Annotated in this window: 19 protein-coding genes; 12 read left to right on the top strand and 7 right to left on the bottom strand. The window is 54.5% G+C overall.

Translation table 11 applies throughout. The features are described from left to right. Positions 1–29 precede the first annotated feature (29 nt). From FBR45_RS11115 to FBR45_RS11105, 3 genes are all read left to right on the top strand, one after another. A complete protein-coding gene (locus tag FBR45_RS11115) occupies positions 30–1,787 on the top strand; it encodes a RagB/SusD family nutrient uptake outer membrane protein (RefSeq protein WP_138502284.1) in 1,758 nt (585 codons plus the stop codon). 118 nt (positions 1,788–1,905) lie between these two features. Beyond that, on the top strand, positions 1,906–2,172 hold the full coding sequence (locus FBR45_RS11110; protein WP_138502282.1) for a hypothetical protein: 267 nt from the start codon (positions 1,906–1,908) through the stop codon (positions 2,170–2,172). A gap of 82 nt (positions 2,173–2,254) precedes the next feature. Further along, positions 2,255–3,460, top strand: a complete 1,206-nt coding sequence (locus FBR45_RS11105) for an AGE family epimerase/isomerase (RefSeq protein WP_138502280.1) — start codon at positions 2,255–2,257, stop codon at positions 3,458–3,460. Positions 3,461–3,464: 4 nt separating this feature from the next. On the opposite strand, the gene FBR45_RS11100 is transcribed toward FBR45_RS11105, so the two are convergent. Both FBR45_RS11100 and FBR45_RS26360 read right to left on the bottom strand, forming a co-directional pair. Beyond that, positions 3,465–5,822: a TonB-dependent receptor gene (locus tag FBR45_RS11100; RefSeq protein ID WP_138502278.1), complete on the bottom strand. Its 2,358-nt coding sequence runs from the start codon at positions 5,820–5,822 to the stop codon at positions 3,465–3,467. 326 nt (positions 5,823–6,148) lie between these two features. After that, positions 6,149–6,352, bottom strand: a complete 204-nt coding sequence (locus FBR45_RS26360) for a hypothetical protein (RefSeq protein ID WP_170315661.1) — start codon at positions 6,350–6,352, stop codon at positions 6,149–6,151. A gap of 145 nt (positions 6,353–6,497) precedes the next feature. Between FBR45_RS26360 and FBR45_RS11090 the strand changes: the two genes are divergently transcribed. The 5 genes from FBR45_RS11090 (at position 6,498) to FBR45_RS11070 (ending at position 9,268) form a co-directional block, all read left to right on the top strand. Further along, positions 6,498–7,085, top strand: a complete 588-nt coding sequence (locus tag FBR45_RS11090) for an RNA polymerase sigma factor (protein WP_138502276.1) — start codon at positions 6,498–6,500, stop codon at positions 7,083–7,085. Between the two features lie 71 nt (positions 7,086–7,156). Next, positions 7,157–8,173 (top strand): S1C family serine protease, encoded by a 1,017-nt coding sequence (locus FBR45_RS11085; RefSeq protein WP_138502274.1) that lies wholly within the window; start codon positions 7,157–7,159, stop codon positions 8,171–8,173. 43 nt (positions 8,174–8,216) lie between these two features. Further along, positions 8,217–8,498 (top strand): hypothetical protein, encoded by a 282-nt coding sequence (locus tag FBR45_RS11080; RefSeq protein WP_129603819.1) that lies wholly within the window; start codon positions 8,217–8,219, stop codon positions 8,496–8,498. A gap of 105 nt (positions 8,499–8,603) precedes the next feature. Beyond that, entirely contained in the window at positions 8,604–8,852 is a 249-nt protein-coding gene (gene moaD / locus FBR45_RS11075; protein WP_138502272.1) for a molybdopterin converting factor subunit 1, read from the top strand. A gap of 5 nt (positions 8,853–8,857) precedes the next feature. Continuing rightward, a complete protein-coding gene (locus FBR45_RS11070; RefSeq protein ID WP_138502270.1) occupies positions 8,858–9,268 on the top strand; it encodes a molybdenum cofactor biosynthesis protein MoaE in 411 nt (136 codons plus the stop codon). 70 nt (positions 9,269–9,338) lie between these two features. Here the strand turns inward: FBR45_RS11070 and FBR45_RS26355 are convergent, their stop codons facing one another. Continuing rightward, entirely contained in the window at positions 9,339–9,503 is a 165-nt protein-coding gene (locus FBR45_RS26355) for a hypothetical protein (protein WP_171044875.1), read from the bottom strand. A gap of 558 nt (positions 9,504–10,061) precedes the next feature. On the opposite strand from FBR45_RS26355, the gene FBR45_RS11065 reads away from it, so the two are divergent. The 3 genes from FBR45_RS11065 to FBR45_RS11055 all read left to right on the top strand — a co-directional run bounded on the left by FBR45_RS11065 (position 10,062) and on the right by FBR45_RS11055 (position 12,674). Then, a complete protein-coding gene (locus FBR45_RS11065; protein WP_246082203.1) occupies positions 10,062–10,403 on the top strand; it encodes a YtxH domain-containing protein in 342 nt (113 codons plus the stop codon). Between the two features lie 175 nt (positions 10,404–10,578). After that, on the top strand, positions 10,579–11,619 hold the full coding sequence (locus FBR45_RS11060; protein ID WP_138502268.1) for a YrzE family protein: 1,041 nt from the start codon (positions 10,579–10,581) through the stop codon (positions 11,617–11,619). A gap of 215 nt (positions 11,620–11,834) precedes the next feature. Beyond that, positions 11,835–12,674 (top strand): ceramidase domain-containing protein, encoded by an 840-nt coding sequence (locus tag FBR45_RS11055; RefSeq protein ID WP_138502267.1) that lies wholly within the window; start codon positions 11,835–11,837, stop codon positions 12,672–12,674. A 39-nt stretch (positions 12,675–12,713) separates the two neighbouring features. Here the strand turns inward: FBR45_RS11055 and FBR45_RS11050 are convergent, their stop codons facing one another. Both FBR45_RS11050 and FBR45_RS11045 read right to left on the bottom strand, forming a co-directional pair. Next, positions 12,714–14,045 (bottom strand): family 1 glycosylhydrolase, encoded by a 1,332-nt coding sequence (locus FBR45_RS11050; RefSeq protein WP_138502265.1) that lies wholly within the window; start codon positions 14,043–14,045, stop codon positions 12,714–12,716. 438 nt (positions 14,046–14,483) lie between these two features. Continuing rightward, the gene (locus tag FBR45_RS11045) at positions 14,484–15,050 is read right to left on the bottom strand and encodes an antibiotic biosynthesis monooxygenase (protein WP_138502263.1); all 567 of its coding nucleotides are present in this window, start codon (positions 15,048–15,050) and stop codon (positions 14,484–14,486) included. A 381-nt stretch (positions 15,051–15,431) separates the two neighbouring features. Here FBR45_RS11045 and FBR45_RS11040 point away from each other — a divergent pair, with 381 nt between their 5' ends. Beyond that, on the top strand, positions 15,432–15,911 hold the full coding sequence (locus FBR45_RS11040; protein ID WP_138502261.1) for a molybdopterin-dependent oxidoreductase: 480 nt from the start codon (positions 15,432–15,434) through the stop codon (positions 15,909–15,911). 65 nt (positions 15,912–15,976) lie between these two features. Here the strand turns inward: FBR45_RS11040 and FBR45_RS11035 are convergent, their stop codons facing one another. Next, entirely contained in the window at positions 15,977–17,659 is a 1,683-nt protein-coding gene (locus FBR45_RS11035; RefSeq protein WP_138502259.1) for a sulfatase family protein, read from the bottom strand. A 67-nt stretch (positions 17,660–17,726) separates the two neighbouring features. Beyond that, positions 17,727–18,836 (bottom strand): formylglycine-generating enzyme family protein, encoded by a 1,110-nt coding sequence (locus FBR45_RS11030; protein ID WP_138502257.1) that lies wholly within the window; start codon positions 18,834–18,836, stop codon positions 17,727–17,729. Positions 18,837–18,936 lie beyond the last annotated feature (100 nt).

Below are 18,936 nucleotides of genomic sequence, written 5' to 3'. Positions count from 1 at the left end.
CAGCTTATAAACGTCTGTAAAATCTGATCATGAAAAAGCCGATTATAAAAGGAATAACCCTAACGGCCATGCTATCGCTGGTCACCTTCGCCTGTAGCGACAAATTTCTGGACCTGTCCCCCACCGGCACGTTGCGCGGTGGAGACAGCCAGCTCTTTAGCAAAGCCGGTATTGAAAGTACACTCATCTCCACCTACGCTCAGCTGAACGGACGCGGTTTTTCGCGGGCAGCCAGCTCGTTTAACTGGGTACGCGGCAGCGTATCGGGGGGCGATGCCAACAAAGGCTCCAACCCCGGCGATGCGGGCGGTAACAGTAACTTCACCACCTTCCAGCGGTTCGAGCTGCTGCCTACCAACGGCGACGTAAACGACAAATGGCGGGGTATGTACGAAGGAATCAGCCGGGCCAACGCCGTACTGCGCGCCATTCCGCAGGCCGCAGCCGATGTGTCGGACGACGACAAAAAACGGATCTCGGCCGAAGCGCGCTTCCTGCGGGCCCACTATTATTTTGAGCTGAAGCGGTCGTTCAACATGGTACCGTACATCGACGAAACCGTCGATTACGGATCAGGTATCGAGAAAGTACCGAACAACACCGATATCTGGCCCAAGATTGAAGAGGATCTCAAGTACGCCCAGACAAACCTGCCCGCTACCCAAAGTGCGGCTGGCCGGGCTAATAAGTGGGCCGCTACCGCCTACCTGGCCAAAGCCTATCTGTACCAGAAAAAATATACCGAAGCCAAGCCCCTGTTCGATCAGGTTATTGCCGAGGGCGTAACGGCCAGAGGAACCAAGTATGATCTGGCCGCTAACTATACCGATGTGTTCAACGCAGCCACGGAAAACAACGCCGAATCGATCTTTGCCACCCAGGCAGCCGCCAACACCGGTTCGGTAAGTAACTCGGCGCAGGAGCTGGACCTTAACTTCCCCTACAACACGGGATCGAACGGTCCGGCGGGCTGCTGCGGGTTCTTTGCCCCTAGCTTCGAACTGGCGAACTCGTTCCGGGTAAACGCCAACGGGCTGCCGCTGCTGGACGGGTCGTACAACACCGGTGCCAATCAGCTGAAGAATGACCAGGGTATCGACTCCAAAACGCCTTTCACCCCCGACGCTGGCCCTGTTGATCCACGGCTCGACTGGTCGATCGGGCGCCGGGGTATCCCCTACCTCGACTGGTCAATCCACCCCGGTCTTGACTGGATTCGCGATCAGAGCTTTGCGGGGCCATACTCGCCCAAGAAGTTTATCTTCTACAAATCGCAGGACAAAACCCTGACCGACGTAAGCTCCTGGACTAATGGCTATTCGGCCATCAACTACAACATCATCCGCTTTGCCGACGTACTGCTGATGGCCGCTGAAGTTGAAATTGAAGTTGGGAGTCTGGAAACCGCCCGTACCTATATAAACCGGGTTCGGACACGGGCTGCCAATCGTACGACCTGGGTAAAAGCACCGGATGGCACCAATGCCGCTAATTACGTGATCAGCAACTATACGACCCCATTTGCCAGCAAAGAAGCCGCTCGTACGGCCGTTCAGTTTGAGCGCAAACTGGAGCTGTCGGGCGAAGGCCACCGTTTCTACGACCTCGTTCGCTGGGGGAATGCCGCTCAGGTGCTGAATGCCTTCATTGCCTACGAAAGCCAGCGGCTGCCAACGGGCTACGCCGGTGCCAGATTTACGGCGGGTAAAGATGAATACATGCCAATTCCGCAGACCCAGATCGACTACCAGGGCCGCGACGTGCTGAAACAAAACCCGAACTATTAAGTAACGGATAGTTCCCGTGCATCAAGACGCCCCCGCTGATAGTCAGCGGGGGCGTCTTCGTATAAACAATACCCACTCGGGTCGGGTTATTATCCTACTAAACAACTCGACTAACAACATGGCTAACAACAAAACCACCGACCAGCCCGGCTCGAATGACAAACGGCCGCATGGCGAGCATACGCGCAACCACGAGGCCCGCGACACGAGCGGCCTGCGCCCCAACGCCGAGCAGACAATGACTAATTCCAATAAAAGTAAGCAGGGACCCGAAGACGAGCACGACCCGGCGCTGCATGGCAAATCAAAAGCCGAACTGGCCGAAGAACGGGGTGGCCACGGTCACTCTGGTCACAGCGGCAGCCGCAATGGCAGTAGAAAGTAAGCGATAATGAGTTATGCATGATGGTGACCAACACGTGTCGAGTGGAGGGCGCTCACCATGCATAACTCATCAATCGTTACCGATGGACTTTTCCCGACTCAGGGCCGAACTCAGGCAGGAACATAAGGATATTTTGGCCTACTGGCAGCGCTACGCGCCCGATCCGGTCAACGGCGGTTTCTACGGCCGGGTCGATTATCAGAACCGCCCCGATCCTGATGCGGATAAAGGCATTGTGCTGAACAGCCGAATTCTCTGGACGTTTTCGGCCGCGCTGATCCACACGCAGCACGACGATTACCGCCCCATTGCCGACCAGGCCTTTCAGTACATCAGGCAGCATTTTGTCGATCCACAATACGGCGGAGTGTATTGGTCGGTTACCGCCAAAGGCCAGCCAAAACAACCGATCAAGCAGCTATATGGGCAGGCATTCACGCTCTACGGGCTAAGTGAGTACGCCCGCGCTACCGGCTCCGCGCCTGCCCTGGTACTGGCTAAAGAGATTTTCCAGACTATGGTCCGCCACGCCTATGATCCGAAGAAAGGCGGTTTTCGCGAAGCCTTTGCCCGCAACTGGTCAGCTACTACGGATTACATTCTCAGCAAGTCCGACAGGCAGGAAACCAAGACCATGAATACGCACCTTCATATTCTGGAGTCGTTCACGGCCCTGTACCGCGTCTGGCCCGACAAGACCGTAGCCGATCAGATACGGGGTATGCTGGCCGTATTCACGAACCATATCGTTGACCCCAGAACGTACCGCATGAACCTGTTCATGGACGACAACTGGCAGGTACGCCGAACCGCCGTTTCGTATGGTCACGACATCGAAGCTTCCTGGCTCCTCCCCGAAGCCGCTGACGTGCTGGCCGCCAGAAATCCCGCCGATAAACCGCTTCAACGACAAATCCGGGCTCTGGGTATAAACATGGCCCGCGCAGCTACCGATGGCTACGCGGCTGACGGAGGCATGAACTACGAATACGAGCCCGACACCCGGCACCTCAACCAGGAGCGCTCGTGGTGGGTGATGGCCGAAGCCATGGTTGGCTTCCTGAACGCTTATCAGCTCACCAGTGAGAAGCCCTTTCTCGATAAATCGATAGCCAGCTGGGAGTTTACCAAGAAATACCTGCTTGACACTAAAAACGGCGAATGGTTCATGGGCGTTGACGCGAACCACAAGGTGCTCGGAAACGACAAGATCAGCATGTGGAAATGTCCGTATCACAACAGCCGGGCCTGCCTGGAAATGCTGGACCGGCTGGAGCACCTGCGCTAGCGAATCAGTACCGGTACGATACCGTCAGGGTACCCCGCGCTCCGTTGCCTTTGATGTAGTCAGCGTCGCGGGCTGCCCACTGCGAAATGGCGGGAAAGTAATCCTTGTTCAGCATATTCTCGACGCCCAGTGCCAGCGACCAGGCGGGGGTAAACTGATACGACCCGCTCAGGTTCACAAGCGTGTAGGCCCGCACCGGCGCCTGCGCATAGGCATAAACGCCACTCGCATTCGGCCGGAACCGATCACGGCTTCCGGCGGTCAGCGTACTGACCGACAGCGTCCACGCTGCGCTCGGCTGCAGCCGAATATAGGCCGTGGTTTTGGGCGATGCGATCCGGTCGTTACCCAGGTAGGTTTCGTAGTCGCCGTCGGCATTGCCGTCCGACTTTCCTTCAATGTAGGCGTAGCTGCCGCCAATGGCCAGCCAGCGCAGGGGTGTGACATCTAGCGCGGCTTCGTAACCGCTCACCCGTTCCGGTGCCCGGATAATCTCGAACACCCCCGAGGGCAGCTGGCGGTACGACGCTCCCAGTTCTGAGCTGCTCTGGTACGCATTCAGCTCATACGAGACATAACGCCCCAGTTGCCCGGCAATGCCCGCTTCGTAGTTGTTGACAATAATGGGCTTCGTTTCCAGCTGGCTCACCACCGACCGCTGCGATGTGCGGAGAATACGGCCCAGCTCGTTGATCGAGAATGCCTGCGAGAAACTGACGAACGGCTGTAGCGCCTTCAGCCCCGAGTACCGCAACCCTACGTTACCTACCAGCGCGTTATAGGTTAGGTCGCCCCCCTGCACGGCCAGGCCACCGTCGTATTTTTTGGTCGTAGCGTTGTACGTTTTGAGGGTGGTAAAGTCGGACACCCGAACGGCTATGTTTTCGTACCGGATACCGGCTTTGAGCGTCAGCTGATCGAAGAAGTCTGTTTTTAGCTGGGCGTAAGGAGCCAGGTTGCGCATGCGCATGTCGGGTGTCCAGAACCGGCCGTCTTCCAGCTTTTGAGCCGTCTGGTCGTTGAGCGCGTCGAGTCCGTATACCAGATTACCGCTTACAGCGCTCCCCAGCCGGTACGGCGTGTACAGATTCAGCCGGACGCCGTTCTTGTTAGACACCACGTTCGACTGACCGCCATTTTCGAAGAACTCAGCCTCGTACCCGTATACCGTCCGGAAGCTCTGCAGATACGCCACCACCTCCAGACCCGTCTTGCCGATCAGCTCGTTGTACATGTACCGAACGGTGGCGTTGTGGTTATAAGGGGTTCCCTGCGGCCGGCCCGGTACCGATTCGGTGGGGACGCCAATGGTAGGTGTAACCCCAAACTTGCCGAGCTGCTCTCTGTATTTCAGCTTCGACTCACTCCCGAAGTAGTTATACATCACCTCAACCCGCTGCCGGTCCGACAGGCGGTAGCCCACTTTGGCCAGCAGGTTGTAGCTGTTCATCTGGCCCAGGTTGTAGAACGGCGAAATAACCGCGCCCGTGGCATCCTTGAAAAGGCCCGTGCGCTCAACGGTTCCGTTCAGCACGTAATCGATCCGGTTTGTTTTTCCGGAGAACTGCTGACTCAGCCGCCAGCCCTGCGTATCGGTAGCGTTGCTGAGGCCGCTGGTCAGGCCTACCCAGGTCTGCCCCGAGAACGGTTTGTTACCGGCCGGATTCTTCGTAATGTAGTTGATAATGCCACCGTCGGCCCCGTTTCCGTAAATAGCCGTTGCTCCCTTGATGACTTCAACCCGTTCCAGCGCCGACGGATCGATGGTGCGAATATCGCGCCCTCCGTTACGCAGTGGCGTCGACTGCGGCACCCCGTCAATCAGTACCAGTACCTGCCGGCCCCGCAGCGTCTGCCCCGTATTGCTGGTCCGGTTGGTGAAATAACCAAAGCCCGGCACCGTATTCATCAGCACATTGGTAATGTTTGTATTGATATTCAGCTGTTCGGCAATCTGCCGGGGCGTCACGATACTCACCGCCGACGGGACCTTACTCAGACTCTCGGCCTGCCGACTGGCCGTTACGACCACTTCATTCAGCGCACGGGCGTTTGCTTTCAGGGTTATGACTACGTCTGGTGCTGGTTGCGCGTCAACCTGAACCACCTGCTCGATGGGGTCGAACCCTACCGCCGATACAACCAGCGTTTGCGACCCTACTGGCAGTGAACCCAGCTGGAACGTACCCGTCTCATCAGCCGTTGTACCTTGAGGATACCCTTTGAGACTAATTGACACAAAAGCAGCTGGCTGACCATCGGCGCTGACGACGCGGCCACGAATGGTACCGGTAGCAACCGGCTGTGCACGACTGTTGAACGACAGAAATAGAATAGAAAAAAGAACGAATACGTTTCTCATGAAGCGAATGATGTCGACCGGCAGGCAGGTTGGGCAAGCCATCCCAAAGGCGGCTTACTGATCAACAAATCCCTGGAGCGCCCCCTGTACAACATCGGTTATCCAGGGGTCTGATCCGATAGACGATTGGTGAATTATACGGCAAACCTAAGGCCTGTTTAGAATCGATCCAAACAACTTTCCAAGTAATTTAAAATAAGTCTAAACAATTCAGGGCAAATCGACGGCGGGTGGGCAACAGAAAAGCCCCTCCGATTGCTCAGAGGGGCTCTAATACGTTTATAGCGTTGTCGGTAATAAATACCGGCAGTTGTGCCTTAGTAAAATTACTTCGCGCTATCCGACGACATGGTCGAAGCAGAATCGGTAGCCATGGTCGAATCCGTAGCCATCGTAGATGACGAATCAGACATCATGGTCGACGTGCTGTCGGTTGTCGTCGTTTCGGTTTCGGTCTTTTTCGAGCTGCAAGAAGTAGCCAGGGCGATCATAGCCATGAAAAAGAAGGCAGATTTCGTGATTGCTTTCATAGTTTTGGAATGTTTTTGTTTACAGATGAAAAATGAATGAATGTCAACGTTAATACCCTACCGGGTAAAAGGTAACCCAACTTTTTTTTATTTTTTTTTGGGTTACGTCTCCAGCGTTTCCCGTATTAAGTAATGAACCAACGCGATGAAGGAAAGCAGGCAGCCTGCCTTGACTGATGACGAATTGCTGACGGGCCTGGCCAATGGGTCTGATCATGCGCTGACTCAGTTATATCGACGGTATTTTCCGATGGTACTACATTTGGTTACGACCAACAGTGGTACTGACGACGATGCCAAGGATATTTATCAGGAAGCGCTTGTGGTGCTGTATGAGAAAGTTCGTTCCGGTTCGCTGGAGTTGCACTGCCAACTGAAAACGTATCTGTATTCGGTATGCAGACGACTGTGGCTGAAGCAGTTGACCCAGCAGAGCCGCTACATGGTACGCGATGTTGACGCAGCCGCAACGGACCAGCAGGCCGTTAATCAGGTAGATGATGATCTGACTGATCACGAAGAGCGAAACCGTCAGTTCGATCTGATGGCCGACTCGCTCGACCGGCTCGGTGAACCCTGTCGAACGTTGCTGGACGATTTTTACATCCAGCACCTGAGTATGCAGGATATCACCGAAAAATTTGGCTATACCAACGCCGACAACGCCAAAACGCAGAAGTACAAGTGTCTGATGCGGCTGAAACGGCTGTTTTTTTCGGAGTACAAAGTATAGGGTTACCTCTGCGGAAACCCTGTCAATTGATCATCCATCCCATCCGACTCGAACGAGTCTGCACAACAAATATGGATATGAACGAACATAATGACATTGAAAACGCGCTGCGGGCCTATGGCGACCGCATCCGGTTTCGGCGCAGACTGGCGGCTATCCATGCCGACATGAACCTCGACGACGTACGTGAAGAGGTCCGTATGTACCGTTCAGACGCCACTCAGTCGGGTCAGATCCGCATGTTGTGGCGTACGTATCGCACTACGCTGGCCGTTGCCGCATCGGTAGCCGTCATTACCACGTTTGGCTCTATTTTCCTGTATCGGGCCTATCAGCAGAGCCACAAGCAGCAGGAGCAGCAGTACAGTCAGCTCAGCAAGGAGATCCAGGCGGTAAAGTCGTCGCAGCGGAAACTCATCAATGATTTCACGGGACGGAGTCGTTCGCTAAGCGTCAACCCGGCTCAGATTGCCGGTTCCGGTTTTTTGCTGACCCCCGATGGCTACTTCGTCACTAACAATCACATTGTTCGGGATGCGGACTCGGTCTATGTGCAGAGTGCCAAAGGCGAGGTATACAAAGCCCGGATCGTTCATACCGATCAGGTCCACGATCTGGCTATTCTGCAACTGTGCGACGATACAGCGTTCCGAACCATGCCACCGGTTCCCTATAGTTTCGAGTCACATACGTCCGATCTGGGCGAACGCGTTTTCACCTTAGGCTATCCCCGCGAAGAGATTGTCTACGGCGAAGGCTATTTAAGTTCGGGAACCGGCTTCCGGGGCGATTCAACGGCCTATCAGGTAGCTATCGGCGTGAACCCCGGCAACTCAGGCGGCCCTTTGCTCGATGAAAAAGGCAATGTGATCGGCATAATTAGCGGTAAACAGACTACGTCTGAGGGCGTTAGCTTCGCCGTGAAGACGTCTTACCTGCTCGAAACCATCAACAGCATTCCGGCCGACTCGTTGAAGGGTCTGCCGCTGCGGCTAAGCCGGAAGAATACGTTGGTTCGTCTGCCCCGCAAACAGCAGATCAAACGGATGCAGGAGTACGTCTATCAGGTAAAAGTGTTCAAACATTAGTCGGCTAACGTAGTTGTATACGTAGTATAAACACTCGACAACTATGAAAAAGCTCACTATGCTGGCCTTTGCGCTGGTACTCACAATGGCTGCTGCTTCGGCGCAGGACACGAAGGAAAACGCAAAAGAAACGGCTCGTCAGGCTGGCCGCACGGTAGATGCAGCCGGCGATAAAGCCGCCCGCGAAACGCGCAAAGCTGGTCGCAAAATTGACAGAGCTGCCAAAAACACTAAAGAAGACGTGAAAGATGGCACCAACAAAGCCATGGATAAAACAGAGCGCAAGCTGAAAAAAGCCGAGCGCAAACTGGATAATTCGAAATAATACGCTTTTAGCACATACGAAGGCGTTGGGGCATGGCTCCGACGCCTTTGCTTTTTGCGGATCGCTCCGTTGCCTGCTACCTGTATATCTCTTTACTTTGACCTCATGAACTCAACCGTATCTGTACTGCTGTTCGGTATTACCCGCGATCTGACTGGTCAGTCGGCCCTCTCTATACCCATCCAGAACGAAACCCGTGTTGGCGATCTGCTCGATCAGGTTCGGCAGCAGTACCCGGCCCTGGCAGGTGTGCGATCCTTACTGGTTGCCGTAAATGGCGAATACGCCGAAGTAGACCAGACGTTAACCAGTAAAGATGAAATTGCGCTGATTCCACCCGTGAGTGGCGGCTAAATACTATGATTGCTCTGACCACCGACCCCATTGATGTGGCTTCAGCCTTGAAATACCTGCAATCGTCGCAGGCGGGCGCCATTGATCTTTTTCTGGGTGTAGTCCGCGATAATACGCAGGACCGCCCCGTTGACCGGCTCGAATACGAAGCCTACGACCGGATGGCTATCAGCGAGATGCAGAAGATAGCCGACGAGGCCCACCAGCGCTGGTCAATCCTTCGCTACACCATCATTCACCGGAAAGGCACGCTACTCACCGGCGAGATAGCCGTACTCATCGGCGTCACCACCGCCCACCGGGCCGACGCCTTTGAAGCCTGTCGATATATAATCGACACCATCAAGCAAACCGTGCCCATCTGGAAAAAAGAAGTATTCACCGATGGCGAGGTATGGGTAAACGCCCATCCATAAACCACCGGCTCCTTACAGACCTTCGGTTTACAAACGGGCGTTTGCTTATTTGAACGAACCAGGCGGAACGTTATCGCCTGTTGCTGCGAAATGGCTGATCAACCGGTACCCGAACAGGTACGAGCTGGCGCTGCTGTGCGTTCGGCATAATTACCGGCCGAAAGATCCGGTCAGCCAGATGGCTCCAGTTGACCACTTGCATGTATTGACTAATCTGCTTGAGTGCGTTGTACATATGGGGAACAAGTTAACTGGTAAGAAGTTGTCTATCAGCCAGAAATGCAACCACCCGGGCTTGGCCTGCCGCCAAATTACCAGGGGTAACACCGACTCGTTCTGGTTGTATATGTAGTAAACGAATTTGTAGGCAAAATGCTTTAAAATTCCTGCTATTCATTTATTCAACCGCCAAACTGATGCTATAAGCTCCGTAGGTAAAGCCTGTTTGACCTATTTCCCCAACAAAATCCAGCCATTATTTTCGAAGGCAGCGCTACTGCTTAACGCAAACTTTATGGCCTTATCGGTACACTGTTCTGGCAGTGTATGGCTCGATCTAATATCCGTACTATTACTCATACCCTGTACCCTTCCTGACGTCTGTTGGAAAATTTTACCTGGTAGAGTTCACCTCATAATTGAGTAAAAATACCCACACTTATAGATGCCAGTAAGTATACTCAATTATCTAAATACTTATTAATCAATGCATTGTTTACTAAGCTGGGTTGCTGGCATAGTTTTTCCCCTGATGTGTCGTGGTTACAGTAGTAAACTTTAATACGTCACCATCATGTTATTTGAAAGAAGAAAGCACCCGCAGGACTACATCACAGACCAGACTTTTCTGGCCGGGGTCCTGACAGGGCTGGTCACTGGCCTAGCAATCGGCGTTCTGTTCGCTCCTCGATCAGGCAAAAAGCTGCGTAAGCAAATCGTGAATTCGCTAAGCGATCAGAGTTGGGATGCCTTGCGCCAATGGAATAAAACAAAGGAACAGGCCCGGGAAACCGTAGACACTATCAAGTCGAACGTAGGTTACGTTACCGACAAAGCAAAAAATACTGCCGAACACCTGGCCGATGATGTTCGTTCGGGTGTCGATCGTCTGAAGGATGCCACCCGGATCGGATAACACAGTTCGGCTATTCTGATTTACTCAACAAGTATGAAAGAATCCCCGGCTCAGACTGAATCGGGGATTCGCTTTTCCGCCAGGCCTCAGGGGCATTACCTGAACCGGACAGGCCCCCATGAGCTCTATCTCCATTCGATTTTACACCACAACTCAACGTTTATCTACCAACACAATGGAACGCGAATTTTCCTACTCGACAGATCCAGTCCACGGACGGGTCAATCTTATGAAACGAATTTCCTGGAGCGCTGTCTTCGCTGGCGTACTAGTGGCTATTGTCAGTCAGATGCTGCTGACTTTGCTGGGGCTCGGTATTGGCCTAAGCACCATTGACCCGGTTTCAGAACGCAATCCCGCTGCCGGACTCGGAACCGGCAGCGCTGTATGGTACATCATCAGCAGCCTGCTTTCTTTGTTTATGGGCGGATGGATCGCCGGCCGACTAGCCAGCACACCCCGTCTGTTCGATGGTGTTATTCATGGCGTACTGACCTGGTGTCTGGCCACACTAATCACGATCTATTTCCTGACCACGACCATCGGTAGTCTCATTGGCGGGGCTAGTCGGTTGGTAGGCAGTCTGGTAAGAACGGCCGGAACGGCGGTTGCTGCAGCTGCCCCGAGCATCGGTAACGCCGTAGAGGGTGAGCTGAAGAATAACGGAATCGACCTCAAAAACCTGGATCTGGGTGACCTGAAAAAAGAAGCTGAGCGACTGTTGCGACAAACCGGCGATGCCAATCTGAACCCCGCTACGCTGGAACGCAACGTAGAGCAGGCAGGTCAGCAGGCAAAAACGGCCGCTGGCCGGGCCGCGACTGACCCGACAGCAGCCGACGATATTGCCGGAGGATTATTTGACCGGCTGTTCAAACAAGGGCAGACTACGGTAAACAGCGTTGACCGGGAAGATGCGGTAAATGTGGTTATGAAGCGCACCGGAAAAAGTCGGGCCGAATCGGAACAGATTGTCGACAACTGGATCAGTGCCTACCAACAGGCAGTTGCCAAACTACAGCAAACTCAGAAAGAGGCAGAAGCCACCGCCCGCAAGGCCGCCGATGCCACGGCTTCGGCCGCATCCAAAGCAGCTATCTTTGGCTTCCTCGGCTTGTTGATCGGGGTCGTAGCGGCCGGCTACGGCGCCAAGATAGGCACCGACTCTAAATACAACCTGAGTTCACTGGATCGCCCAATGGGGTCTGTCCGCTAAGTATTCCACCCACTACACGCCAGGCCGGGGATCTGCTTTCAGAGCGGATACCCGGCTTTTTGGTATCACTTTAAAACTACGGAGCTTGTAGTTTACCCCCGTAGGATACCGTTCGTTTTGCGCGAGCTATCAGGCCATGTATGGAACGGGTTCAGTAGAAGCTATTCTAATTATCCTTACGATGTGACGCTCCGTTACAGACTACATATAATCTGATGATCTCCTCTGCTTTTTCCAGACGACTGAACATAGCTATGCTGGCTACCCTGGCCATGTTAAGCCTGTGGCTGCTGCTCGACTCTACGCTGACGGCTACGATCTGGGACGGCATGACCATCAGTCAGTCGGCCGTACAGGTAGAGTATTGCGAGTTTAACCACCCGCATCGCGTTTTCCACCAGCCGATCAATACCTACTCGAACCTGGCCTACCTGTTCTTTGGCGTTTTTATTCTGCTCGTGGCTTATCAGGACCAGCAAAACCAAGGGCTTCCGGCTACCAACCGGATGGCTGATTTTCCGCTGTTGTCGGGCCTGATGGGCGCCTGCTTTGTTTATTTATGCCTGGGCAGTGCCTTTTTTCACGCTTCGCTGACCTACGTTGGCCAACGGGTAGACATGAACGCTACCTATAGCATCCTGCTCACCCTGGTGGGTATTACGATCTATCACGTTTTCCATAAACTACAGCTGACGCTGGCTCAGCAACGACTCTGGGTTGTGGTATTGCTGGCGTTGATTGGCCTGTGGGCTCCCCTGGCGCTCCTGGTACCCAGTTCCCGACTGGTACCAGCGTTGATTCTGCTCCTGAACGTGGGCATGCTGGTGAACTACATTCAGTTCAGGTCCCGGCGTTCTATCGGGCTGGTACTGCTCAGCTTCGTGCTGATTGTGCTGGCGATATACATCCGGACGATGGATGTACGAAAAATCAACTGCGACCCGTATTCGTATTATCAGGGACACGCGTTATGGCACGTCCTGACGGCCCTGAGCAGTTTTTGCAGCTACTGTTTCTTTCGATTCGATAAAGCTTCGAACCCTGACCGGCCCTAGTACCAGAGCTGGCGTTTTCTATGCGCAGCTACCCGGCTTTTATACCGCCAGCACTTCCTTAACGGCCTCTTTGGCCTGCCACCAGCCCAACCCTGGCGGAACGAGCGTATCGACAGGTCGACCAAGAGCCAGCTGGCGCACCATGTCGGTTAGCTCGGTAGGTTCCGGGCGCCCGCTGCTCAGGTCGAAGACGCCGGGTTCATGGCGGTTTTCGACCCGGGTTAGCAGATTGTGCCAGTCATAAAGGCCCAGTAGCGCCCAGGCCGTAACCGCCCGGATATCGGCCCCCGCCCGCCGGGCTGCTTCGGCCTGTTGCCATACTTCGCCCAGCCAGCGTTGTTGCTCATCGACGGTACAGCCCAGATGGGCTTCGGTAACGGCAATCGGTAGTCGATACCGTTCCCAGGCCTGACAGAGCAAGGCAGCAATGCCCAGTCGCTGCGCCGGGTTGGCGCGGACAATCTCGGTATCGGCGTATCGATGACGTCCATTACTACCATGGGTCCAGGCCCCATGACGAGTCAGATCCTCGTCCAGGTAGCGTTCGCTGGTGACGTAATGATTAATACCCAGTAAGGAGGGCGGACAGGGGTTTTCAACGTGAAACCACAAGTCGCGTTCCGACGCGCCCGATCTCCGCAGATAGCTCCACAAGGCATGGCCAGGTCTAACGAGGCCGCTAAGCAAATCCCAGGTTAACCAGCGCCTTTCGTTCTCAAAATCAGCCTGATAGTGTAAGGCCGGAGTACTATGAGTATAGCCCAGATCATCGGTCTGAACGAGCTGGGCAGCGGGTTGAACAGCCCGAATCTGAGCCATAGCCAGCACAGTGGCGCGTAACTGCCTTAACAGAATAGCGACAAACTGTTTGTCCGATCGGCCGTGTGGATACCATATGCCGTATAAGCCCGAGAAGCGGGCCGTGGTAAGTGGTTCGTTGACGGGCGTGTAGGCTTGTACCCAGGGGTACCGCTCAGCCACCTGCCGGGCATACCGGGAGAGCTCCCGGTCGAAACCGGGCGTATCGAACGTGGCGTAACGCGGTCCGCAGCCGTGGTGAACCAGACCCACTATGGGGCGTATCCCCAGCGCCCTTAGTCGGTTCAGCCGCTCGTCGGGCCAGCGCCAATCCAGAGCGTCGGGACGGTCGGGGGCCGTGCGTTCCCAGAGTACAGGGTAGCGCAGCGTCCGAATGCCCAGCTCAGCTACCGTATCCAGATCCGAAAGCCGGTCGTGGTGACCGCTGCGGCTGATCTGATCCTGATATACGTTGCCGACCCGATTGACGGTGCATTCTATTCCGCCCCAAAGGGCTACTTTGCCCAAAGCTGGGGTAACGTCCACCGTCTTTTTCTGTATCCGTATACTCATCTGATTGTGTATAACAAACCGCTCCGTCCATTCGAATGGCCGCGACAGGGATTGATCTTTGGCAGCATTGCCTATCTGTATCGAATCCAGTCACTCGGTTCTGTAGTGGCAACTCTTCAATTGTCAGGAAGCCCCTGAATCAGCGGCTGTCCGGTGAGGCAACGGTCCTTTTCCGTACCGGATTGCCGATCGCGGGTTCTGGTTAATCGACAGCAACGACGCTACCAGGAGCCTGGCCAAGTACTGCCCCCTCACCAAATGTTTCTGATGGCCATATATAGTACTAGTTTCGGCACAGTTTGTTACAGATGCCGCCCGGCAGAGTTACTTTTCAAGTCTATCATTCCTGTACAGCAGCTGCCTGTAAAGGCCCCCGCTGAGTATCGTCTCCTTGCCCGCGCTACGCACAGAAGGCTGAAAAATAAGTGTAGAGCAGAGTTACTGATAGAGCCACCGGGCTACCCATCGTACGTAGCGTGGCATGATGACGAACGTCATTAGCCCTACCAGTACCATACTTGTTACCAGCGGTTTAATCAAGGGAGCCGACGAAGCAGGAAGGGCCGACAAAAAAGGCGAAAGCAGCCAGGGAATAAGAATGGATAAGGGAAAAATAGCTGACCATGTCAGCAGAAACTGCTTGTAGGCAGGAGCCGCTTTTCGGGAAGCTGGTGGGGTGAACCAGAACTCTAGCCCTGTTTTCACATCTATCTTTTCGTCGGCGTGCAGCAAAGGCCGCACCTTCCTGATCATTTGCCGGCGGATGTCCGACTCCAGCCAGTTGTGCAGGTCAGCTTCGGAGGAAAAATGAAGAACAATCGTGTATTCGTCGTTCTCGCCATGGGGTCGGATTACATTCACCCCCCGATGCCCCGCAGCCTGTTGCGCCAGCGGCACCATTTCCTTCAGCCAGTTTTCATAAGCGTGAATCTGCTGTTTAATGGGCCGCTGGAGAATAATCGTCGTCACGGCGCTGTCAATTTCGATCGGCATACTGGCTGACATGGCGAAAGTCACTTGGTTATACAATCTGACAGAGATGGACAGTAAAGCATCCATAACCCGTTATCCGGCGTACAGCAAAATACCTTCGTGTACAACGCGGCTCTTCGTTTTACTGTCTATAACTAACCTGGTAATGAGCAAACGTGTTCCTGCGGGTTGTCAGGCTTGTTCTATAGTTATATGCGGAAAATCAGCCGTAATGAATTGTGTGTGACCACTAAGCCAGGATGGGCTTACCCCTCCTGACCAACCCGTACCCAACGCCAACCAGCAGATTAACAACCGATTATCGTATCAATTACATAAAGTTTACCTTATACGACCGAGGTTCGTTATATTTACCTGAATATAACGAACTTCACTACGTTTACCCGACCTGTCATGCGCATTGTTCTCCTTTTATGGCTGATGGGCCTGCTTCCCTTTGTTGAGCTACGGGCTCAGACCGTTACTGTTTCGGGCGAAGTAAGCAAAAACCTAACCCTCGACGAAGCCAGTTTAAGGGCTATGCCGCACACTGACGTGGTTACCACCGACCGCGATGGCCAGGAACACCGCTATGCCGGGGTGCCCCTGATCGATTTGCTCCGCCAGGCTGGAGTGACGCTGGGCGCTGAGCTTCGCGGCAAAAACCTGACTAAATACGTCGTTGTGAAAGCTACCGATGGCTACGAAGTAGTATTTGCCCTGCCAGAAATTGACCCGGACTTTACCACACGTACCATTTTGCTGGCTGATCGCGTCGATGGCAAACCCCTACCGGCGGGTATTGGCCCGTATCGAATCGTGGTGCCGGGCGAGAAAAAACCAACCCGCTGGGTTCGGGCGGTAAACGCTATCGAGGTACGGGCTGCTCAATAGGCCGACTGGCTTTGCCTGCTTTCTGTTCCTGACGGGCAGAGCCGATCGGCCTGCTGAGCAGTCTGTTACTGCGGACTGGCCTGCATCAGTTTGAGTGCCTCTTCGTCTTTATACCTGACAATCTGCTCTTTCAATTGGGCTTTGAGCGTAGCCGTCACGCTCTCGTAGCCTTTCTGGCCGTAGAGGTTTTTAAGATTCTGGGGATCTTTCTGAATATCGTATAGCTCCCAGAAATCATCCGGGCCGTAGAAGCGGGCCAGGGTGTACTGATTCGTGCGCAATCCGAAATGGGGCGATACCCGGTGCGGCTGCGGATACTCGTAATAATGGTAGTACGCCTGGTTTCGCCAGTTTTTCTGGCCTCCGGTCAACAGCGGCATAAACGATTCACCCTGGATATAGGCCGGAACACGGGTGCCGGTCAGGCTAAGCAGCGTGGGCGCCCAGTCGACGTTCGATACGATCTGCCGAACCTGGCTGCCGGGTTTGATAACCCCCGGATACCGAATCACGAAAGGCGTTTTCAGCGATTCTTCGTAGATCCACCGCTTGTCGAACCACCCGTGTTCTCCCAGATAAAAACCCTGATCAGACGTGTAAACGACTATCGTATTTTTGGCCAGGCCACTTTTATCCAGATAATCGAGCAGCTTACCGATATTCCGGTCGAGCGAGTTGGCCGTCGACAGATAATCTTTCAGGTACCGCTGGTATTTCCATTCGGCCAGGGCTTTACCTGTCAGCTTTTTCTCTTCAAACTCGCGGCTGATTTTCTGGTAATAGCCGGAGAATACCTTCTTCTGCTCCGGGCTGAGCCGTCGGTAGGCGCCCTCCCGAACGTAGGTGTCCAGCTGCTTTTCCTGCTCGGGCGTCGGTTGATTCGATCCGTACAGGGCTTTCCGGAACTTGGCCTTTTCCTGATCGACGGTAGCCTCGTTGATTTCATAGGCAACGTTCACTTTCAGGTCGGCCATGAGACTCATCGTCTTATCGATACTCATTTCCTGCTTCTGAGCCGCCAGCCGGCCTTCGTAGTTGTCATAAAACGTGGCCGGTATCGGGAACGTCACCTTGTCATAAGCCCCCAGATCCTCCAGCGCGGGCATCCACTCGCGGTGGGTTGCCTTATGACCAACTACCAGGAAAAAAGGCTTCTTCGTATCCCGCCGGTCCAGCCAGTCTGTCGACAAGGTCGTTACAACATCGGTAACGTAGCCCGGGTAGCGTTTTGTCTCGTTGCGGGAGTTGACAAAATCCGAGTTGTAATAACTGCCATGCCCCGGCAGTATATTGAGGTAGTCGAACCCATGGGGCAGGCTACCCAGGTGCATTTTGCCAATCCAGGCGGTCTGGTAACCGTTTTTCTGCAGCTCCTCCGTAAATACCGGCTGGGTAATATCGAAGACTTTCTCGTTGAATTTGTAGCCATTCCGGTGCGAATACTGACCGGTCAATAAAGTAGCCCGGCTGGGGCCGCAGATGGAATTAGCCACCACATTGTTGTACAGAATGGCTCCCTCCCGGGCAATCCGGTCAATATGGGGCGTTCTGGCCAGTTTACTGCCGTAGGCGCTGATAGCCTGGGACGTATGGTCGTCAGAAATAATAAAGACGACATTGGGGCGCTGCGGCCCGGCCTGTTCCGGCAGGCGGTTATCCAGCTGAATAGACATATAGCTGGGAATGGCCAGCAGTGCGGCCAGGGCAGCGGCTACCGGTACGGAGCGAAAAAGCGTCTTTCTGTTCATAGGGTCAACGGTTATGGCTGCGCTATCGATACCGGCCTGAACCAGCTCGTAAACACCACCGAAGCGATTATCTGGATGTTACGCACCGGAAGCCGAGGTTGTTACTCCCGCTCGTTACTTCTCCTTTGCCCCGGCTCCCGGCTTTGTATCGAATACAATATTGATCACTGCACAGAAACGAACCACCCCGCTGTACCCGCTTTATAGCGCCAGGCTCGTCAGGATCGTAGCTATCAGTGGGGCCCTGCGGATTCTGAGCGGGCGACGCAGCGTAGTAATCAGGTCGGTAAAAGTCCTGGCACCACTCCCACACATTACCGTCCATGTCGTACAGCCCGTACGGGTTAGGCGGGAACGTTTTGACCGGAGCGGCTTCGGTATACCCGTCTTCTTTCGTGTTTTTCTGCGGAAAATTGCCCTGGTAGATGTTGGCCATCCATTTGCCCGCTGGTTTCAGCTCGTCGCCCCAGTAGTAGGTAGACGGCTTTTTGCCACCCCGTGCAGCCAGTTCCCATTCGGCTTCAGTAGGCAGTCGCTTGCCCGCCCATTGCGCGTAGGCGGCCGCATCTTCGTAGCTGACGTGTACAACCGGCTCGTTGTCGCGCCCCTTTAGGGAACTACCCGGCCCCTTCGGATGCCGCCAGCTCGCACCGCCTACGTACCGCCACCACTGCAGCGGATTGGTGAGGGATACGGCCTGGGCGGGGGGCGTAAACACCGCAGAACCGGACACCAGCTGATCGGCGGGAACGTCCGGAAAATCGACTGGCTTCAGCGGCCGCTCGGCTACGGTGACATAGCCTGTCTTGCTGACGAAGCGGGCAAACTCGGCATTGGTAACTTCGTGCTCGTCCATCCAGAAACCAGCAACGGTCACGTTGTGAACGGGCCGGGCATCGGCAAACTCGTCGGAGCCCATCAGAAACGTAGTGCCGGGTATCCAGACCATCCCGTCGGGGTGGTCCGCACCGGCCGCCTGACGAATCTCGGAAGGTTTTTCGCTGGCGCGGCCGGGCGAAGCGTTCGTGGCCGAGTCCGACGTAGACTGGCATCCTGCCAGGGCGATGCTCCCCCAACCGATCAGTACCGAGGCTACGCGCGTAACGGTCAGCACGCCCCGACATCGTAACGCTGGGTGAACGGAGCAATCAATAAGGCGGCTAATTTTAGGGATCATAGCTGCGTCTGGCCAGTGGCTTACTGGTTAAAGTTAGCGACATCGGCTAAACTACTAGTCCAGATGGGCTGGTAATAACGGACGGATTTTGTCCTTGTAG

Origin of the sequence: Spirosoma lacussanchae, assembly GCF_005870035.1 — a bacterium.
GTDB classification, from domain to species: Bacteria; Bacteroidota; Bacteroidia; order Cytophagales; family Spirosomataceae; genus Spirosoma; species Spirosoma lacussanchae.
This window is presented reverse-complemented; position numbering and strand designations above follow the sequence as displayed.

Coding starts and splice junctions, on each gene's coding strand:
- FBR45_RS11040 (WP_138502261.1), top strand. CDS start 15,432: ATGCGCATTGTTCTCCTTTTATGGCTGATGGGCCTGCTTCCCTTTGTT.
- moaD (WP_138502272.1), top strand. CDS start 8,604: ATGAACTCAACCGTATCTGTACTGCTGTTCGGTATTACCCGCGATCTG.
- FBR45_RS11070 (WP_138502270.1), top strand. CDS start 8,858: ATGATTGCTCTGACCACCGACCCCATTGATGTGGCTTCAGCCTTGAAA.
- FBR45_RS11090 (WP_138502276.1), top strand. CDS start 6,498: ATGAAGGAAAGCAGGCAGCCTGCCTTGACTGATGACGAATTGCTGACG.
- FBR45_RS11050 (WP_138502265.1), bottom strand. CDS start 14,045: ATGAGTATACGGATACAGAAAAAGACGGTGGACGTTACCCCAGCTTTG.
- FBR45_RS11045 (WP_138502263.1), bottom strand. CDS start 15,050: ATGTCAGCCAGTATGCCGATCGAAATTGACAGCGCCGTGACGACGATT.
- FBR45_RS11065 (WP_246082203.1), top strand. CDS start 10,062: ATGTTATTTGAAAGAAGAAAGCACCCGCAGGACTACATCACAGACCAG.
- FBR45_RS11105 (WP_138502280.1), top strand. CDS start 2,255: ATGGACTTTTCCCGACTCAGGGCCGAACTCAGGCAGGAACATAAGGAT.
- FBR45_RS11035 (WP_138502259.1), bottom strand. CDS start 17,659: ATGAACAGAAAGACGCTTTTTCGCTCCGTACCGGTAGCCGCTGCCCTG.
- FBR45_RS11080 (WP_129603819.1), top strand. CDS start 8,217: ATGAAAAAGCTCACTATGCTGGCCTTTGCGCTGGTACTCACAATGGCT.
- FBR45_RS11030 (WP_138502257.1), bottom strand. CDS start 18,836: ATGATCCCTAAAATTAGCCGCCTTATTGATTGCTCCGTTCACCCAGCG.
- FBR45_RS11060 (WP_138502268.1), top strand. CDS start 10,579: ATGGAACGCGAATTTTCCTACTCGACAGATCCAGTCCACGGACGGGTC.
- FBR45_RS26355 (WP_171044875.1), bottom strand. CDS start 9,503: ATGTACAACGCACTCAAGCAGATTAGTCAATACATGCAAGTGGTCAAC.
- FBR45_RS26360 (WP_170315661.1), bottom strand. CDS start 6,352: ATGAAAGCAATCACGAAATCTGCCTTCTTTTTCATGGCTATGATCGCC.
- FBR45_RS11085 (WP_138502274.1), top strand. CDS start 7,157: ATGGATATGAACGAACATAATGACATTGAAAACGCGCTGCGGGCCTAT.
- FBR45_RS11115 (WP_138502284.1), top strand. CDS start 30: ATGAAAAAGCCGATTATAAAAGGAATAACCCTAACGGCCATGCTATCG.
- FBR45_RS11055 (WP_138502267.1), top strand. CDS start 11,835: ATGATCTCCTCTGCTTTTTCCAGACGACTGAACATAGCTATGCTGGCT.
- FBR45_RS11100 (WP_138502278.1), bottom strand. CDS start 5,822: ATGAGAAACGTATTCGTTCTTTTTTCTATTCTATTTCTGTCGTTCAAC.
- FBR45_RS11110 (WP_138502282.1), top strand. CDS start 1,906: ATGGCTAACAACAAAACCACCGACCAGCCCGGCTCGAATGACAAACGG.